This window comes from Streptomyces sp. NBC_00704 (assembly GCF_036226605.1).
Taxonomy (GTDB): Bacteria; Actinomycetota; Actinomycetes; order Streptomycetales; family Streptomycetaceae; genus Streptomyces.
On sequence record NZ_CP109000.1, the window covers coordinates 155,156 to 175,662 of the forward strand.

Below are 20,507 nucleotides of genomic sequence, written 5' to 3' on the forward strand. Positions count from 1 at the left end.
AGGGTCCGCGCCACTACGTGAAAGCGAGGTTTCGTGATAAACCTGTTGGGTCACAGCAATGCGAGAACAGAGATCGATCTCCTGCTGGAACGGGTCGCCAAAGGTGTGGGCACCCTGGCCGTGGTGAACGGGCCCACCGGTGTCGGCAAGAGCACCCTGCTGCGGGCCCTGGCCGACCGAAGTCGCGCCGCAGGCGCAACGGTGTTCAGCACCTGCGCGCTGCCGGAGGAGCGCAACGAGCCCTTCTCCGTCGTACAGCAACTCTTAGCGCAGACAAACCCCGAAACCCCTCTGAACGGGCATGGTACTTCGGGCCACACCTCGGTCTGGTCGTTCGTCGCGCAGCTGGCGCAGTCCGCCGTCGCCGCCCTCACGAAGCCCGGTCCCGTCGTCCTGGTCGTCGACGACATCCACCACGCCGACCCGCTCTCCATCCGCTGCCTGCGCCTCCTCACGGCGCGCTTCGCGCCGCTCGCCCTCCCCCTCTCGGTATTCGTCTCATGGGACGCGACCGTGGAGGCCACCTCTCCCATTCTCCAGGAGATGCTCTACGAGACCCACGTCTGCAGCGTTTCCCTGGCACTCCTGAATTCTGACGCGGTGGCCCGGATGATCGCCGCGAGGAACCCGGATCCGATCGCGGTGGAAATGGCGAGTCACTACCACGCACTCAGCGGTGGAAATCCCTTGCTGGTATCCGCGCTCGTGGAGGACAGCCAGGTAAAGGCCGCCGTAAAAGATAACGAACTTCCGGGTTCCGATTGCGGCCCGTTCGCGGGTGACGCCTTCCAGAGGGCCGTTCAGGTTTGCCTGCACCGTATGGGCGCTCTGGCCCGCCTTGTCGCGCAGGGAGTCGCGCTCCTCGGGGAGAATTGCGACGAATACCAGCTGAGCGAGTTGTGCGAGGCGCCCCTCGGCCTGATACGCACCGCGCTGCGCCGGCTCCAGGCCAGCGGGCTGCTGGTCGGGGGCGCGTTCCGGCACAAGCGGGTCCGGGAGATCGTGCTGAGCACCATCCCGAGCGCCACCGTGATCGAGATGCACCACCGTGCCGCCCGGCTGCTGCACGCCCACGGCGCGCCACCCGAGGCGATCGCCTTCCATCTCCTCGCGGCCGGCCCCGTCAAGGACACCTGGGGTCTGCCCGTGCTGCGCGACGCGGCACGCCACGCGCTCGCCGCCGGTCAGATGGACCTCGGCATCCGCTGTCTGAAGCTGGCCGACGCCTCCTGCACCGACGACAGGACGCGGTACGAGATCAAGGCCCAACTGGCGGAGATCTGCGCGATGGTCGAGCTCGGCGGGGCGCTCGCGCGCTACCAGTCGCTCAAGACCTCGATCCTCACCGGCCTGATGGCCCCGGACACCGCCCTCCCGGTCGCCCAGGCCATGCTCTGGAACGCCCAGGTGCACGACGCCGTCGAGGTCATCGACAGCATCGTGCGGCGTGCCGACGTCGACCGGCCCGACATCTGCGTCGAGATGCAGGTGACCGAACTGCAGATCGCGTCCAGCTTCCCCGGGGTGCAGCGCCCTGCCGGCGCCTCGGCGGCCGCCAGGTCACGGCCGGCGGCCGCGGCCCTCACCGCCGACGCGTCGCCCGCCGTCCGCGCCAGGCTCCAGGCCCACCAGTCCCTGCTCTCCGTGCTGACCGGCAACGGCGACGCCTACATCGCGGCCCAGGCCGAGCAGTCGCTGCAGACGGGGAGCCTGTTCGACGCGTCCGTCCGGGCCTGCGTCGTGCCCGCCGTACTCACGCTCATCTACTCCTCGTCGCTGGACTCCGCCCAGCGGACAGCGAATCGTTTTCTCACGAGCGCGGCGGAGAGCGAACTCCCCGGCTGGACCGCCGTACTGCGGGGTCTGCTCGCCATGATCGCGCTGCGCCGCGGCGAACTCGACGTCGCGGTCGAGCACAGCACGGCGGCACTGGCCCCCGCGAGGAACCGGTCCCTGGACACCCACGGCTGGCTGGCGCTGGCCACCCTCGCCGAGGCGCACACGTCGATCGGCAACCACGACATGGCCGCGCAGTGCTTCGCGACCGCGGCCGCGCCCGCGCTCTTCCAGACTCGTTCCGGGCTGCACTACCTCTACGCCCGCGGCCGGCACCACCTGGCGGGCGGTCGCCCGTACGCGGCCCTCGCCGACTTCCTGACCTGCGGCAAGCAGGCGCAGCAGTGGGACATGGACACACCCGTGCTCGTGCCGTGGCGGGTCGGCGCGGCCGAGGCCTGGCTGTCGCTGGACCAGAAGGAGAAGGCGGCCGGCCTCCTCGAGGCGCAGCTGGCCATGCGCGGATTCGGCAGCACGCGCTCCCGCGGCATGGCGCTGCGCGCACTGGCCGCCACCCGCGACTTCAAGGAACGTCTGACGATCCTCGACAAGTCCATGCAACTCCTCCAGGCCGGCGGCGACCGCTACGAGTTGGTGCGCTGCCTCGCCGATCTCAGCTCGGCGCACCGGGCCATCGGCGACAAGGACAAGGCCCGCACCGCCGGTCTGCGGGCACGCCGGATGGCGAAGGTGTGCAACGCCGACACGGTGCCCGAGGCCCTGATGGTGGCCGCCCCGGCGCTGGAGCCGACCGCCGAATGGCCGGTGAAGATCGAGCACGACTTCGACAAACTGAGCAAGTCGGAGCAGCGCGTCGCCACGCTGGCCGCACGCGGTCTCACCAACCGGGAGATCGCCCAGGAGCTGTTCGTGACCGTGAGCACCGTCGAGCAGCATCTGACCCGCGTGTACAAGAAGATGAAGGTCCGAAGCCGTGAGGACCTGCCCGTCAAACTGCGGGCCACGGCAGCCTGAACCAGCGCTACGCGCGTCGCACCACGGTCACGGACCCGACGGTCCGCCGAGCCGGTCCGGCCCGGTGAACTCGTCCGGTCCGTGCCCGCGGTGCGTTCCCCTGTACGAGGGGGCGGTGAGCGCACGGCGGACACGCGCGCGCGGCAGGGGTACCGCGCGAACGAGCCTCCCGCGAGCACGGTCGGCACCACGCCGAGGAGCCTCCGCGCGCCCGCCCGCCGTCGTTTGCGGCGGAGCTTCCGCGCGCACGGCCGTCATCGTGCGACGGAGCCCCCGCGCACACGGCTGTCATGCGCGACGGAGCCCCCGTGCGCAGGGCCGTCATGCGCGACGGAGCCCACGTGCGCAGGGCCGTCATGCGCGACGAGCTTCCGCCTGCACGGCCGTCACCGCGCGAAAGACCGTGCGCGCGAACGACCGCCCGCGCGCACGTCCCCGCCCGCCGGCCCGGCATCGCCTGGCGGACCTCAGCCTCAGGCCCGGAACTCAGGCCCCGGACCTCAAGCCTCAGGCCTCAGGCTCGGGGCCGTGGGCCTAGGGGTGCCTACGGGTGGTGACCCGGCAGGCCATCGGCCAGGATCGGCCCTGAACTCGGCACGACACTCGTCCATCGGGCAGGGCAGTCCGAGAGCGCCGTGATCCGCAGGCGCCAGGTCCAGCCGGCCGGATTCCGCGCAGGAAGGCCGCCCAGGCGCCATGGAGCCACAGCACACCTACGCCACGCAGTCCGCACCGGTCGACATCGCCATCATCGGCATGGCGTGCCGCTTCCCGGGCGCTCCCGACCTGGCCTCCTTCTGGAGGCTCCTCCGCACCGGCGCCGACGCCGTCGCCACGCTGCCGACCGGCCGTGCCGAGCTGGCCGGAATCACGCCGCCGGCCGAGGACGGCCCGTCGCGTCACGGCGGCTTCCTGGAATCCATCGACACCTTCGACCCGGCCTTCTTCGGCATATCCCCCCGAGAAGCCGTCACGATGGACCCCCAGCAGCGGCTCGTCCTCGAACTCAGCTGGCAGGTCCTCGAGGACGCGGCCATCCGTCCGACCGACCTGCGGGACACCGCGACCGGGGTCTTCGTCGGCTCGTTCGCCGACGACTTCGGCGCCGTCATGCACCGTGTCGCCCCCGGCTCCGTCACCCGGCACACCCTCGCCGGCACCCGGCGGGGCCTCATCGCCAACCGCGTCTCGTACGCCCTCGGTCTACAGGGCCCGAGCATGGTCGTCGACGCGGCTCAGGCCTCGTCCCTCGTGGCGGTCCAGCTGGCCTGCGACAGCCTGCGCGCCGGCGCGGCCGGGCTGGCCCTCGCGGGCGGTGTGAACCTGCTGCTCGACCCGGCCGCCACCACCGTCGTCGAGAGCTTCGGCGGGCTGTCTCCGGACGGACGGTGCTACACCTTCGACGCGCGTGCCAACGGGTTCGTCCGGGGTGAGGGCGGCGGTGTCGTCCTGCTCAAGCGCCTCGCCGACGCGATGGCCGACGGCGACCGCGTCCACGCCGTGATCCGCGGCGGCGCGGTCAACAACGACGGCGCGACGGAGGGCCTGACGGTCCCCAGTCCTGACGCGCAGGCCGCCGTGCTGCGGCGCGCCCACGCCTGCGCCGCCGTCTCCGCGACCGAGGTGCAGTACGTCGAACTCCACGGCACGGGCACCCGGGTCGGCGACCCCGTCGAGGCGGCCGCGCTGGGCGCTGCCTTCGGGGCGGGCATCCGCGAAACGCCCCTGCACGTCGGCTCGGTCAAGACCAACATCGGCCACCTGGAGGCCGCGTCCGGGATCGCCGGGCTCATCAAGACCGTGCTGAGCATCCGCCACCGGCGCCTTCCGGCCAGCCTGAACTTCGACACGCCGAACCCGGCCATCGACCTGGAGGCCCTCGGCCTGCGCGTGCAGCGCTCCTTCACGTCCTGGCCGGATCCGGACGGCCCGCTCGTCGCCGGCGTGAGCTCGTTCGGCATGGGCGGCACCAACTGCCACCTGGTGGTGAGCGAGGCCCCGGCCTCGGCCTCCCGTGCGCAGGCGTCCACCGCCGTACCACTGCCGTCCACGCTCGCGCCTGCGCCTGCGCCTACGCCCAGGACACTCGCGTCGGCGCTTCCCTTCCCGCTGTCGGCGCGTACGGAGACCGCGCTGCGCGCCCAGGCCGAACGTCTGCACGCAGCACTGGAACCGGGTCTGGAGGCCGAAGAACTCGACCTGGTGGACGTGGCCTTCTCGCTGGCGACCACGCGCGAGGACTTCGCACACCGCGCCGTCGTCCTCGCCGCCGACCGTGAGTCGCTGAATGCTGGCCTGGACGCTCTGGCGCGGGGCCTGCGAACGGCCCACCCGCCGGTTCCCCCGGACGTACGCCGACTGGTCGACCGCTACGAGTCGGGCGAAGCCGTCAGCTGGGCGACGGTGTTCGCGGGTATCAGTCCGGCCCGAGTGACGCTTCCGGGGTATGTGTTCGACCGGGCCCGCTACTGGCCGGAGCCCGACGGGGAGGTGGTTCCAAAGGGCACGCCCACCCGCGCGGAGGACGCAGGCGACATGGGCACCCTGGGCGACGTGGGCACCCCGGACACCGTGGAGACCGCCTCCGGGGGCCAAGGCGGCGGCACGATGGAGACCGGGCCGGTGGCCGGGGGCGGAGGCACGGGCACAGGCGCAGGCGCGGGCGTCGAAAGCCGGCCGGGCGTGGAGGGGGCCGGGGCGCGCGTAGCTGTAGGACCCGGCGAGCTGCTGGAGGTCGTACGTCGCGCCGCGGCGGACGTCCTCGGCCACCCCGCCGCCACGGACGTCGGGCCGGACCTCACCTTCCGGGACCTCGGACTCGACTCGACCGGAGCGGTGGAGCTGCGCGACGCCGTACAGGCCGAGACCGGCATCGTGCTGCCCAGCACCGTGCTCTTCGACCATCCCACACCGAACGCACTCGCCCGGCACCTGGCCGAGAGGCGCAGCGGATCCTCGCCGTCGGCGGCCCGGGCCCGGGACCATGCCGAAGTTCGCAAGGCGGGATCCGTCCCCTCCGCCCTTGAGGACGATCCGGTCGTGGTGGTGTCGATGGCCTGCCGTTACCCCGGCGGCGTCACCTCGCCCGACGAACTGTGGCGGCTGGTCGCGGACGGCACGGACGCCATCGGCGACTTCCCGACGGATCGCGGCTGGGACCTCGACCGGCTCTACCATCCCGACTTCGAACACACCGGCACCTCGACCACCCGTCACGGCGGCTTCCTGCACTCCGCGGCCGAGTTCGACCCCGCCCACTTCGGCATCAGCCCCCGCGAGGCCCTGTCGATGGACCCCCAGCAGCGGGTGATGCTGGAGTTGGCCGTCGAGGCGTTCGAGCGCGCGGGCATCGCCCCGGCGGCCCTCCAGGGCAGCGACACCGGCGTGTTCGTGGGAGCCACCGGTCTCGACTACGGGCCGCGGCTCGCGGACGCCTCCTCGGACACGGCCGGGCATCTCCTGACGGGCGTCACCCCGAGCGTCATATCGGGGCGCATGGCCTACACGTTCGGTCTGTCAGGGCCGGCGGTGACGGTCGACACGGCCTGCTCCTCGTCCCTGGTCGCCCTGCACCAGGCGGTTCAGGCTCTGCGTTCGGGCGAGTGCGGCATGGTCCTGGCAGGCGGTGTCACCGTCATGTCGTCGCCCGGCATGTTCGTGGAGTTCAGCCGCCAGCAAGGCCTTTCCGCCGACGGCCGCTGCAAGGCCTTCTCCGCCCACGCCGACGGCACCGGCTGGGCCGAAGGAGCCGGACTCCTCCTCCTCGAACGCCTCTCCGACGCCCAACGCAACAACCACCCGGTTCTGGCCGTCGTCCGCGGCTCCGCCGTCAATCAGGACGGGGCCTCCAACGGCCTCACCGCACCCAACGGCCCCGCCCAGCAACGCGTCATCAGGCAGGCACTGGCCGCCGCCCGACTCACCCCCGCCGACGTCGACGCCATCGAAGCCCACGGCACCGGCACCACCCTCGGCGACCCCATCGAAGTCCAGGCTCTCCACCAGGCCTACGGCACCGAGCGCCCCGCCGAACGGCCCCTCTGGCTCGGCAGCCTCAAGAGCAACATCGGACACACCCAGGCCGCCGCCGGCGTCGGCGGGATCATCAAAATGGTCCAGGCACTGCACCACCGGCAACTGCCCGCCACCCTCCACGCGGACGACCCCACGCCCCACATCGACTGGGACGGCACCCCCCTCACCCTCCTCACCGAAGCGCGGCCTTGGCCTCGCGGCGAGGACGCCCGCCGCGCCGCCGTCTCCTCCTTCGGCATCAGCGGCACCAACGCCCACGTCATCATCGAGGAACCCCCGGCCCGGAGCGGCAAGTTGGCGGTGCTGTTCACCGGCCAGGGCTCGCAGTACGCGGGCATGGGACGCACCCTCGCCGAGGCACATCCTCGGTTCGCCGAACTCCTCACCGACATCGCGGCACGCTTCGACACCCACCTCGACGAACCACTGTTGGACGTCATGTGGGCCGAACCCGGCAGCGACCTCGCCGCACTCCTCGACCACACCCAGTACACGCAGCCCGCACTGTTCGCGTTCGAGGCCGCACTGTTCGCCTACCTCACCGAACACGGCCTGACCCCCGACTACCTCATGGGCCACTCCATCGGCGAACTCACCGCCGCCCACGCCGCCGGCGTCCTCACCCTCGACGACGCCGTCACCCTCGTCGCCACCCGCGCCCACCTCATGCAACAACTCCCCACCCACACCACCATGATCAGCGCAGGCGCAGGAATCGAGCAGCTCCACCACATCCTCGACCGCCACCCCGACATCGACGTCGCCGGACACAACTCCCCCCACCACACCACCCTCGCCGGCACCCGCGACGCACTCACCGCACTCACCGAAGACCTGGACGCCGCCGGCATCACCCACCGCACCCTGACCGTGTCCGGCGCCTTCCACTCACGCCACCTCGACCCACTCCTCCCCCACCTCACCGAAGCCGCCCAACACCTCACCCACCACACACCGACCATCCCCGTCATCACCAACACCACGGGGCAGGTCGCCGCCACCGGACAACTCACCGACCCCGCCCACTGGGCCACCCAAGCCCGCACCGCCGTCCACTACCACCAAGGCATCACCACCCTGGCCGAGTTGGGCGTCACCACCTACCTCGAAATCGGACCCGACACCACCCTCACCCACCTCACCCGAACCACCCTCGACACCCGCACCGACGACGCTGACCACACCGACTCCGTCACCTGCATCCCCACGCAGAACCCTCGCACCGACCAGAACGACGCCTTCGTCGGCGCTCTCGCTCTCATCGGACGTTCTCCGGTGCCGATCACCTGGGTGCTGTCGGGGCGGACGGAAGAGGAGCTGGCGCGTGCGGCCGAGCGTCTGGCCGACCATGCCGCCGCTCACCCCGAACTCACCGCGCGCGCCATCGGCGACGCCCTCGCCCGCCGCCACCACCACACCCACCGCGCCGTCCTGCACGCCCACACCCGCGAGGACTTCCTCATCCAGACCCGCGCCCTGGCCGCCGGGCACACCCACCCCGGCCTCACCACGGGCACGCCCCAGACCGGCAAGGTGGCGGTGCTGTTCACCGGCCAGGGCTCGCAGTACGCGGGCATGGGACGCACCCTCGCCGAGGCACATCCGCGGTTCGCTCACCTCCTCACCGACATCGCGGCACGCTTCGACACCCACCTCGACCAACCACTGTTGGACGTCATGTGGGCCGAACCCGGCAGTGAACTGGCCGCACTCCTCGACCACACCCACTACACGCAGCCTGCACTGTTCGCGTTCGAGACCGCACTGTTCACCTACCTCACCGAACACGGCCTGACCCCCGACTACCTCATGGGCCACTCCATCGGCGAACTCACCGCCGCCCACGTTGCGGGCGTCCTCACCCTCGACGACGCCGTCACCCTCGTCGCCACCCGCGCCCACCTCATGCAACAACTCCCCACCCACACCACCATGATCAGCGCAGGCGCAGGGATCGAGCAGCTCCACGACATCCTCGGCCGCCACCCCGACATCGACGTCGCCGGACACAACTCGCCGCGCCACACCACCCTCGCCGGCACCCGCGACGCACTCACCGCACTCACCGAAGACCTGGACGCCGCCGGCATCACCCACCGCACCCTGACCGTGTCCGGCGCCTTCCACTCACGCCACCTCGACCCACTCCTCCCCCACCTCACCGAAGCCGCCCAACAGCTGACCCACCACACACCCACGATCCCCGTCATCACCAACACCACGGGGCAGGCCGCCGCCACCGGACAACTCACCGACCCCGCCCACTGGGCCACCCAAGCCCGCACCGCCGTCCACTACCACCAAGGCATCACCACCCTCACCCACTTGGGCGTCACCACCTACCTCGAAATCGGACCCGACACCACCCTCACCCACCTCACCCGAACCACCCTCGACACCAACGACAGCACCGACGCCACCGTCTGCATCCCCACGCAGAACCCCCGCACCGACCAGAGCCAGGTCTTCGCCGAGGCCCTCGCCGCCCTCCACACCACCACCCCCCACGGCCTCACCTGGCCCACCACCGACACACCCCCCGCCCTCCTCCCGACCTACCCCTTCACCCGCACCCACTACTGGCTTGCCGCGCAACTTCGCACCGACGCCACACAGATCGGCCTCGACTCCGCCGAACACCCACTCCTCGCCACCGCCACCGAACTCCCCGACGGCACCCACCTCTTCACCACCACCCTCACCACCCACACCCACCCCTGGCTCGCCGACCACACCATCGCCGGCACCACCCTCCTGCCCGGCACCGCACTCCTCGACATCGCACTCCACGCAGGCGACCAACTCGGCCACCCCCACCTCAGCGAACTCACCCTCCACTCACCCATCACCCTCCCCGCCCAACTCCAACTCACCATCGACACCCCCACCGACGACCAACGCCACCTCACCATCCACACCCGCACCTCCGACATCACTTCCAGCCCCACCGATCAGGCCTGGGCCCTCCGCGCCACCGGCACCCTCACCACCACACCCCCCACACCCACAACCACCCCCACGCCCCACACACCCCCACCCACCGAACACCTCGGCCAACCCGCCGACCTCACCGCCTTCTACCCCACCCTCACCGACCACGGCTACCACTACGGCCCCACCTTCCAAGGCCTCACCGCCCACTGGCCCACCACCGGCTGGAGCCACGTCACCCTCCCCACCACCCACACCAGCCCAGACGGCCACCACATCCACCCCGCCCTCCTCGACGCCGCGCTCCACCCCCTCATCGCCCCCACCACACCCCACACCGACACCCCCCTCCGCCTCCCCTACACCTTCACCGACGTCACCACCCACCCCACCCACCAACCCCCCACCACACTCCACATCCACACCACCCCCCACCCCACCAAACCGAACACCTACACCCTCCACGCCTACACCCCCGACGGCACCCCCGCCCTCACCATCACCCACCTCACCCTCGCCACCGCAGACCCCCACACCCTCACACCACCAATAGCGGTGTCGTCAATGGAATGGCTGCCGGTCGACACGGGCACGCCCGTCGTTCCCGCGGAGGAAGAGGGGGACAGCGACGCCGTCGGCGTGCACTCGGACTGGGTGCAGATCGGCGGTGCCGAACGACTGCTGCGGGTCAGCGCCCACTATGCGGATCTCGGCGCACTCCTCGACGCCCTGGCGGACGGCGCGCCCGTTCCGGCCGTGGCCCTCTACCGAGTGCCGACCGCAGACATGGACGACCATGAGGGCGACGCGGACGTCATCGGAGCCCTCCACCGGATCACCACCACCGTGCTGACCGACCTCCAGACCTGGCTCACCACACCCGCCCTCACCGACACCCGCCTCACCGTCCTCACCACCACCGCCACCACCCCCCACCACCCACACACCCACCTCCCCCACACCGCCCTCACCGGCCTCCTGCGCACCGCACACACCGAAAACCCCCACACCATCACCCACGGAGACCTCCCCCACACCCCCCTCACCCCCACCCAGACCCACCACCTCACCCACGCCATCACCACCCACACCCCCCAATTCACCCTCCACAACAACACCCTCCTCACCCCCCAACTCACCCCCACCACCCCCCAACCCACCCACCACACCACCGACTTCACCCACGGCACCGTCCTCGTCACCGGCGGGACCGGCGGTCTGGGCGCGATGCTCGCCCGCCACCTCGTCACCCGGCACGGCGCACGCCACCTGCTCCTGGCCAGCCGCCGCGGCCCCGCCGCCGACGGCGCCGACCGCCTCACCGCCGACCTCCAGGCCCTCGGCGCCACCGTCCGCATCACCTCAGCCGACCTCGCCGACCGCGACGCCACCGCCGACCTGCTCGACGGCATCGACCCCCACCACCCCCTCACCGCCGTCTTCCACCTCGCCGGCACCCTCGACGACGCCCTCCTCACCGACCTCACCCCCGACCGCACCCACCCCGTCCTGCGCGCCAAAGCCGACGCCGCCTGGCACCTCCACGACCTCACCCGCCACCACCCCCTCACCCACTTCGTCCTCTACTCCTCCGTCGCCGGACTGCTGGGCTGGGCCGGTCAGGCGAACTACGCCGCCGCCAACACCTTCCTGGACGCGCTGGCCGAGTACCGGCACGCCCGAGGGCTCCCGGCCACCTCACTCGCCTGGGGACTGTGGGCCGAGGGAATGGGATCGACCCTCAGCAGCAGCGAGACCGCCCGCTGGACCACCGCCGGCATGACCCCCCTCACCGACGCGGCCAGTGCGGCGCTGCTGGACGCCGCCCTCGGCCTGGACGCCCCGCTCCTTGCGCCTGTCCGCTGGGACCGCACCACGCTCACCGCACTCGCCGAACGGGACGAACTCCCGCCGCTCCTTGAGCGTCTGGCGGTCACACGTCGACGACGTCCGACGGTCAAGACCCGCGTCGGCACCGGTGCCGGCAGCACGGCGTCCGGGTGGCAACAGGAGATGGCTGGTCTGTCGGAGGTGGAGCGGGCGGCCGCAGTCCGCGACCTCGTCACCCGCGTCTGCGCCGCCGTCCTGCACACCCAACCCGAACACCTCGCCACCGACCAGGCCTTCAAACAACTCGGCTTCGACTCCCTCACCGCCGTCGAACTACGCAACCGCCTCAACCACGAAACCGGACTACGCCTGCCCTCCACCCTCATCTTCGACCACCCCACCCCCCACGCCCTCGCCACCCACATCACCACCCACCTCACCCCACCCCAAACGCCGACCACCCCCACCACCACACCCGCCACCACACCCACACCCCGGCCTGACCGCGACACCCAAGACGACCCCATCGCCATCATCTCCATGGCCTGCCGCTACCCCGGCGGCATCACCACACCCGAAGAACTCTGGCAACTCATCACCCACCACACCGACGCCATCACCGGCTTCCCCACCGACCGCGGCTGGAACCTCGACCACCTCTACCACCCCGACCCCGACCACACCGGAACCTCCACCACCCGCCACGGCGGCTTCCTCCACACCGCAGCCCACTTCGACCCCGCCCACTTCGGCATCAGCCCCCGCGAAGCCCTCACCATCGACCCCCAACAACGCCTCCTCCTCGAACTCACCCTCGAAACCCTCGAACGCGCCGGCATCAACCCCCACACCCTCAACGGCACCAACACCGGCGTCTACACCGGCATCATGTACGACGACTACGGCGCCCGACTCCACCCCGCACCCACCGGCTACGAGGGCTACATCACCAACGGCTCCATGCCCTCCATCGCCTCCGGCCGCATCGCCTACACCTTCGGCCTCCAAGGCCCCGCCATCACCATCGACACCGCCTGCTCCTCATCACTGGTCGCCCTCCACCAAGCAACCCACGCCCTCCACACCCACGAAACCGACCTCGTCCTCACCGGCGGCGCCACCATCATGGCCACCCCCTCCACCTTCATCGAATTCAGCCGCCAACGCGCCCTCGCCCCCGACGGCCGCTGCAAAGCCTTCTCCGCCCACGCCGACGGCACCGGCTGGGCCGAAGGAGCAGGACTCCTCCTCCTCGAACGCCTCTCCGACGCCCAACGCAACAACCACCCCATCCTCGCCATCATCCGCGGCTCCGCCATCAACCAAGACGGCGCCTCCAACGGCCTCACCGCACCCAACGGCCCCGCCCAACAACGCGTCATCCAACAAGCCCTCACCAACGCCCGACTCAACCCCACCGACATCGACATCGTCGAAGCCCACGGCACCGGCACCACCCTCGGCGACCCCATCGAAGTCCAAGCCCTCATGGCCGCCTACGGATCGCAACGCGATGCCGACCGACCCCTCTACCTGGGCTCCCTGAAATCAAACATCGGACACACCCAGGCCGCCGCCGGCGTCGGCGGGATCATCAAAATGGTCCAGGCACTGCACCACCAGCAACTGCCCGCCACCCTCCACGCCGACGACCCCACCCCCCACATCGACTGGACGACGGGAGCCATCAGCCTGCTCACAGAGGCGCGCCCCTGGCCCAGCACCGGTGCCCCGCGCCGCGCCGCAGTCTCCTCCTTCGGCATCAGCGGCACCAACGCCCACGTCATCATCGAAGAACCCCCGGCCCGGAGCGAGAAGCCGACGATCGTCACCGACGATCCCGATGCCGAGCGTGTGGCCTGGGTGCTGTCGGGGCGGACGGAAGAGGAGCTGGCGCGTGCGGCCGAGCGTCTGGCCGACCATGCCGCCGCTCACCCCGAACTCACCGCGCGCGCCATCGGCGACGCCCTCGCCCGCCGCCACCACCACACCCACCGCGCCGTCCTGCACGCCCACACCCGCGAGGACTTCCTCATCCAGACCCGCGCCCTGGCCGCCGGACACACCCACCCCGGCCTCACCACGGGCACGCCCCAGACCGGCAAGGTGGCGGTGCTGTTCACCGGCCAGGGCTCGCAGTACGCGGGCATGGGACGCACCCTCGCCGAGGCACATCCGCGGTTCGCTCACCTCCTCACCGACATCGCGGCACGCTTCGACACCCACCTCGACCAACCACTGTTGGACGTCATGTGGGCCGAACCCGGCAGTGAACTGGCCGCACTCCTCGACCACACCCACTACACGCAGCCCGCACTGTTCGCGTTCGAGACCGCACTGTTCACCTACCTCACCGAACACGGCCTGACCCCCGACTACCTCATGGGCCACTCCATCGGCGAACTCACCGCCGCCCACGCCGCCGGCGTCCTCACCCTCGACGACGCCGTCACCCTCGTCGCCACCCGCGCCCACCTCATGCAACAACTCCCCACCCACACCACCATGATCAGCGCCAACGTAGGGGTCGAGCAGCTCCACCACATCCTCGGCCGCCATGCCGAGATCGACGTCGCCGGACACAACTCCCCCCACCACACCACCCTCGCCGGCACCCACGACGCACTCACCGCACTGGCCGAGGATCTGGATGCGGCCGGGATCTCTCACCGCACCCTGACCGTGTCCGGGGCCTTCCACTCACGCCACCTCGACCCGCTGCTGCCCCGTCTCACCGAAGCCGCCCGCCAGCTGACCCACCACACACCCACGATCCCCGTCATCACCAACACCACGGGGCAGGTCGCCGCCACCGGACAACTCACCGACCCCGCCCACTGGGCCACCCAAGCCCGCACCGCCGTCCACTACCACCACGGCATCACCACCCTCACCCACCTGGGCGTCACCACCTACCTCGAAATCGGACCCGACACCACCCTCACCCACCTCACCCGAACCACCCTCGACACCAACGACAGCGCCGACGCCACCGTCTGCATCCCCACGCAGAACCCCCGCACCGACCAGAGCCAGGTCTTCGCCGAGGCCCTCGCCGCCCTCCACACCACCACCCCCCACGGCCTCACCTGGTCCACCACCGACACACCCCCCGCCCTCCTGCCCACCTACCCCTTCACCCGCACCCACTACTGGCTCGCCGCGCAACCTCGCACCGACGCCACACAGATCGGCCTCGGCCCGGCCGACCACCCGCTCCTCGCCGCAGCCAGCGAACAACCCGACGGCACCCACCTCTTCACCACCACCCTCACCACCCACGCCCACCCCTGGCTCGCCGACCACACCATCGCCGGCACCACCCTCCTGCCCGGCACCGCACTCCTCGACATCGCACTCCACGCAGGCGACCAACTCGGCCACCCCCACCTCAGCGAACTCACCCTCCACTCACCCATCACCCTCCCCGCCCAACTCCAACTCACCATCGACACCCCCACCGACGACCAACGCCACCTCACCATCCACACCCGCACCTCCGACATCACTTCCAGCCCCACCGATCAGGCCTGGGCCCTCCGCGCCACCGGCACCCTCACCACCACACCCCCCACACCCACAACCACCCCCACGCCCCACACACCCCCACCCACCGAACACCTCGGCCAACCCGCCGACCTCACCGCCTTCTACCCCACCCTCACCGACCACGGCTACCACTACGGCCCCACCTTCCAAGGCCTCACCGCCCACTGGCCCACCACCGGCTGGAGCCACGTCACCCTCCCCACCACCCACACCAACCCAGACGGCCACCACATCCACCCCGCCCTCCTCGACGCCGCGCTCCACCCCCTCATCGCCCCCACCACACCCCACACCGACACCCCCCTCCGCCTCCCCTACACCTTCACCGACGTCACCACCCACCCCACCCACCAACCCCCCACCACACTCCACATCCACACCACCCCCCACCCCACCAAACCGAACACCTACACCCTCCACGCCTACACCCCCGACGGCACCCCCGCCCTCACCATCACCCACCTCACCCTCGCCACCGCAGACCCCCACACCCTCACACCACCAACAGCGGTACCAGGGGTGGAGTGGATTTCGCTCGCGGTATCAGAGGTGCCGTCGAGCGACGTGCCGTCGGACTGGGTGCAGATCGGCGGTGAGAACCCGCTGCCGGGCATCGCCACCCATCACCCCGACCTCGACGCGCTGCTCAGCGCCCTCGCCAACGGCGCCCCCACTCCCAGCACAGTCCTCTACCGGGTCCCGACCGCCGACGAAGGGGGAAGCGGGGACGACGCGGACGTCGTCGCAGCCACCCACCGGATCACCACCACCGTCCTGACCGACCTCCAGACCTGGCTCACCACACCCGCCCTCACCGACACCCGCCTCACCGTCCTCACCACCACCGCCACCACCCCCCACCACCCACACACCCACCTCCCCCACACCGCCCTCACCGGCCTCCTGCGCACCGCACACACCGAAAACCCCCACACCATCACCCACGGAGACCTCCCCCACACCCACCTCACCCCCACCCAGACCCACCACCTCACCCACGCCATCACCACCCACACCCCCCAATTCACCCTCCACAACAACACCCTCCTCACCCCCCAACTCACCCCCACCACCCCCCAACCCACCCACCACACCACCGACTTCACCCACGGCACCATCCTCATCACCGGCGGGACGGGGGCGCTGGGCGCCGTCACCGCCCGTTACCTGGCGGCCCGGCCGGACGTGGGCCGTCTGGTGCTGGTGTCGCGACGGGGTGCGGACGCGCCGGGCACCCGGGAACTGACCGAGGAGCTCGCGGCCGCGGGGACTCCCACGAGCGTGGTCGCCTGCGACGTCAGCGACTTCGACGCCGTACGTGAACTGATCGACGAGATCACGGCCACCGGTCCCCTCACCGGTGTCGTCCACTCCGCGGGCACGGTGTCCGACGCGACGCTCGCCAGTCTGCGGCCCGACCAGCTCACTCCGGTGCTGACCGCCAAGGTCGACGCGGCCTGGAACCTCCACCGGGCGACCCTGGACCAGCCGTTGGCGGCCTTCGTCCTCTACTCGTCGGTCACGGGGCTGCTCGGCTCCTCGGGCCAGGCGAACTACGCCGCCGCCAACACCTTCCTGGACGCGCTGGCCGAGTACCGGCACGCCCGAGGGCTCCCGGCCACCTCACTCGCCTGGGGACTGTGGGCCGAGGGAATGGGATCGACTCTCAGCAGCAGCGAGACCGCCCGCTGGACCACCGCCGGCATGACCGCCCTGACGAACGCCGAGGGCACCGCCCTCCTCGATGCCGCACTCGCCCTCGACACCCCGCTGCTCGCACCCGTGCGCTGGGACCGCACCACACTGACCACGCTCGCCGAACGGAACGAACTCCCCGCACTTCTCCGACGCATGGCCCCCGCTCCCCGACGCCGTTCCGGGACGACATCCGGCGCCACCTGGCAGGAACAGACGGCTGGTCTGTCGGAGGTGGAGCGGGCGGCCGCAGTCCGCGACCTCGTCACCCGCGTCTGCGCCGCCGTCCTGCACACCCAACCCGAACACCTCGCCACCGACCAAGCCTTCAAACAACTCGGCTTCGACTCCCTCACCGCCGTCGAACTACGCAACCGCCTCAACCACGAAACCGGACTACGCCTGCCCTCCACCCTCATCTTCGACCACCCCACCCCCCACGCCCTCGCCACCCACATCACCACCCACCTCACCCCACCCCAAACGCCGACCACCCCCACCACCACACCCGCCACCACACCCACACCCCGGCACGACCGCAACACCCAAGACGACCCCATCGCCATCATCTCCATGGCCTGCCGCTACCCCGGCGGCATCACCACACCCGAAGAACTCTGGCAACTCATCACCCACCACACCGACGCCATCACCGGCTTCCCCACCGACCGCGGCTGGAACCTCGACCACCTCTACCACCCCGACCCCGACCACACCGGAACCTCCACCACCCGCCACGGCGGCTTCCTCCACACCGCAGCCCACTTCGACCCCGCCCACTTCGGCATCAGCCCCCGCGAAGCCCTCACCATCGACCCCCAACAACGCCTCCTCCTCGAACTCACCCTCGAAACCCTCGAACGCGCCGGCATCAACCCCCACACCCTCAACGGCACCAACACCGGCGTCTACACCGGCATCATGTACGACGACTACGGCGCCCGACTCCACCCCGCACCCACCGGCTACGAGGGCTACATCACCAACGGCTCCATGCCCTCCATCGCCTCCGGCCGCATCGCCTACACCTTCGGCCTCCAAGGCCCCGCCATCACCATCGACACCGCCTGCTCCTCATCACTGGTCGCCCTCCACCAAGCAACCCACGCCCTCCACACCCACGAAACCGACCTCGTCCTCACCGGCGGCGCCACCATCATGGCCACCCCCTCCACCTTCATCGAATTCAGCCGCCAACGCGCCCTCGCCCCCGACGGCCGCTGCAAAGCCTTCTCCGCCCACGCCGACGGCACCGGCTGGGCCGAAGGAGCAGGACTCCTCCTCCTCGAACGCCTCTCCGACGCCCAACGCAACAACCACCCCATCCTCGCCATCATCCGCGGCTCCGCCATCAACCAAGACGGCGCCTCCAACGGCCTCACCGCACCCAACGGCCCCGCCCAACAACGCGTCATCCAACAAGCCCTCACCAACGCCCGACTCAACCCCACCGACATCGACATCGTCGAAGCCCACGGCACCGGCACCACCCTCGGCGACCCCATCGAAGTCCAAGCCCTCCACCAGGCCTACGGCACCGAACGCCCCGCCGAACGGCCCCTCTGGCTCGGCAGCCTCAAGAGCAACATCGGACACACCCAGGCCGCCGCCGGCGTCGGCGGGATCATCAAAATGGTCCAGGCACTGCACCACCGGCAACTGCCCGCCACCCTCCACGCCGACGACCCCACCCCCCACATCGACTGGAACGACACCCCCCTCACCCTCCTCACCGAAGCGCGGCCCTGGCCCAGCACCGGCACTCCCCGCCGCGCCGCCATCTCCTCTTTCGGCATCAGCGGCACCAACGCCCACGTCATCATCGAAGAACCCCCCACGGCTCCCGCCCGCCACACCGCCGACCGGCCCGAGCCCGAGCGCACCACGTGGCTCCTGTCGGCGCGGACGGAGGACGAACTCCTACGCTCGGCCGAGCGTCTGGCCGACCATGCCGCCGCTCACCCCGAACTCACCGCGAACGCCATCGGCGACGCCCTCGCCCGCCGCCACCACCACACCCACCGCGCCGTCCTGCACGCCCACACCCGCGACGAACTCCTCAGCCAGACCCGCGCCCTCGCCACCGGACACACCCACCCCGGCATCACCACCGGAACCCCACAGACCGGCAAACTCGCCGTCCTCTTCACCGGCCAAGGAGCCCAACACCCCGGCATGGGACGCACGCTCGCCGAAACACACCCCCGCTTCGCCGAACTCCTCACCGACATCGCGGCACGCTTCGACACCCACCTCGACCAGCCGCTCCTGGACGTCATGTGGGCCGAACCCGGCAGCGAACTGGCCGCACTCCTCGACCACACCCACTACACGCAGCCCGCACTGTTCGCGTTCGAGGCCGCACTGTTCACCTACCTCACCGAACACGGCCTGACCCCCGACTACCTCATGGGCCACTCCATCGGCGAACTCACCGCCGCCCACGCCGCGGGCGTCCTCACCCTCGACGACGCCGTCACCCTCGTCGCCACCCGCGCCCACCTCATGCAACAACTCCCCACCCACACCACCATGATCAGCGCAGGCGCAGGGATCGAGCAGCTCCACCACATCCTCGACCGCCATGCCGAGATCGACGTCGCGGGACACAACTCCCCCCACCACACCACCCTCGCCGGCACCCACGACGCACTCACCGCACTCACCGAAGACCTGGACACCGCCGGCATCACCCACCGCACCCTGACCGTGTCCGGGGCCTTCCACTCACGCCACCTCGACCCGCTGCTGCCCCGTCTCACCGAAGCCGCCCGCCAGCTGACCCATCACGCACCCACGATCCCCGTCATCACCAACACCACGGGGCAGGTCGCCGCCACCGGACAACTCACCGACCCCGCCCACTGGGCCACCCAAGCCCGCAGCGCCGTCCACTACCACCAAGGCATCACCACCCTGGCCGATTTGGGCGTCACCACCTACCTCGAAATCGGACCCGACACCACCCTGACCCACCTCGCCCGAACCACCCTCGACACCAACGACAGCGTCGACGCCACCGTCTGCATCCCCACGCAGAACCCCCGCACCGACCACAACGACACGTTCACCGACGCCCTCGCCGCCCTCCACAACACCACCCCCCACGGCCTCACCTGGCCCACCACCGACACACCCCCCATCCCCCTCCCGACCTACCCCTTCACCCGCACCCACTACTGGCTCACCCCCCAACCTCAGACCACCGCCCAACACCTCGGCCTCGACTCCGCCGAACACCCACTCCTCGCCACCGCCACCGAACTCCCCGACGGCACCCACCTCTTCACCACCACCCTCACCACCCACACCCACCCCTGGCTCGCCGACCACACCATCGCCGGCACCACCCTCCTGCCCGGCACCGCACTGCTGGAGCTCGCTCTGCACGCCGGGCTGCGGACGGGGTGTGAGGAGGTCGAGGAGTTGTTGTTCCAGGCTCCGGTGGCTCTCTCCGGTGATCGGGAGAGGGTGCTGCATCTCCTGGCGGGTCCGGTCGACGACTGCGGCCGCCGTCCGATCACGATCTACAGCCGGGACGCCGACGACGAGGGCTGGACCCGGAACGCCACCGGCACCCTGGCCGCCGTCTGACGTCTGTGACGAAGGCAGAGGCCCGGACCCCCAGCAACCGCCGTGGGGGGGGTCCGGGCCTC

2 protein-coding genes are annotated in these 20,507 nt (G+C 70.6%); both read left to right on the forward strand.

The features are described from left to right. The first annotated feature begins 45 nt into the window (after positions 1–45). Positions 46–2,811, forward strand: coding sequence for a helix-turn-helix transcriptional regulator (locus OG802_RS00790; RefSeq protein ID WP_329406108.1), 2,766 nt, complete (start codon positions 46–48; stop codon positions 2,809–2,811). Positions 2,812–3,507: 696 nt separating this feature from the next. Further along, positions 3,508–20,445, forward strand: coding sequence for an SDR family NAD(P)-dependent oxidoreductase (locus tag OG802_RS00795; protein WP_329406110.1), 16,938 nt, complete (start codon positions 3,508–3,510; stop codon positions 20,443–20,445). The last annotated feature ends 62 nt before the right edge of the window (positions 20,446–20,507 follow it).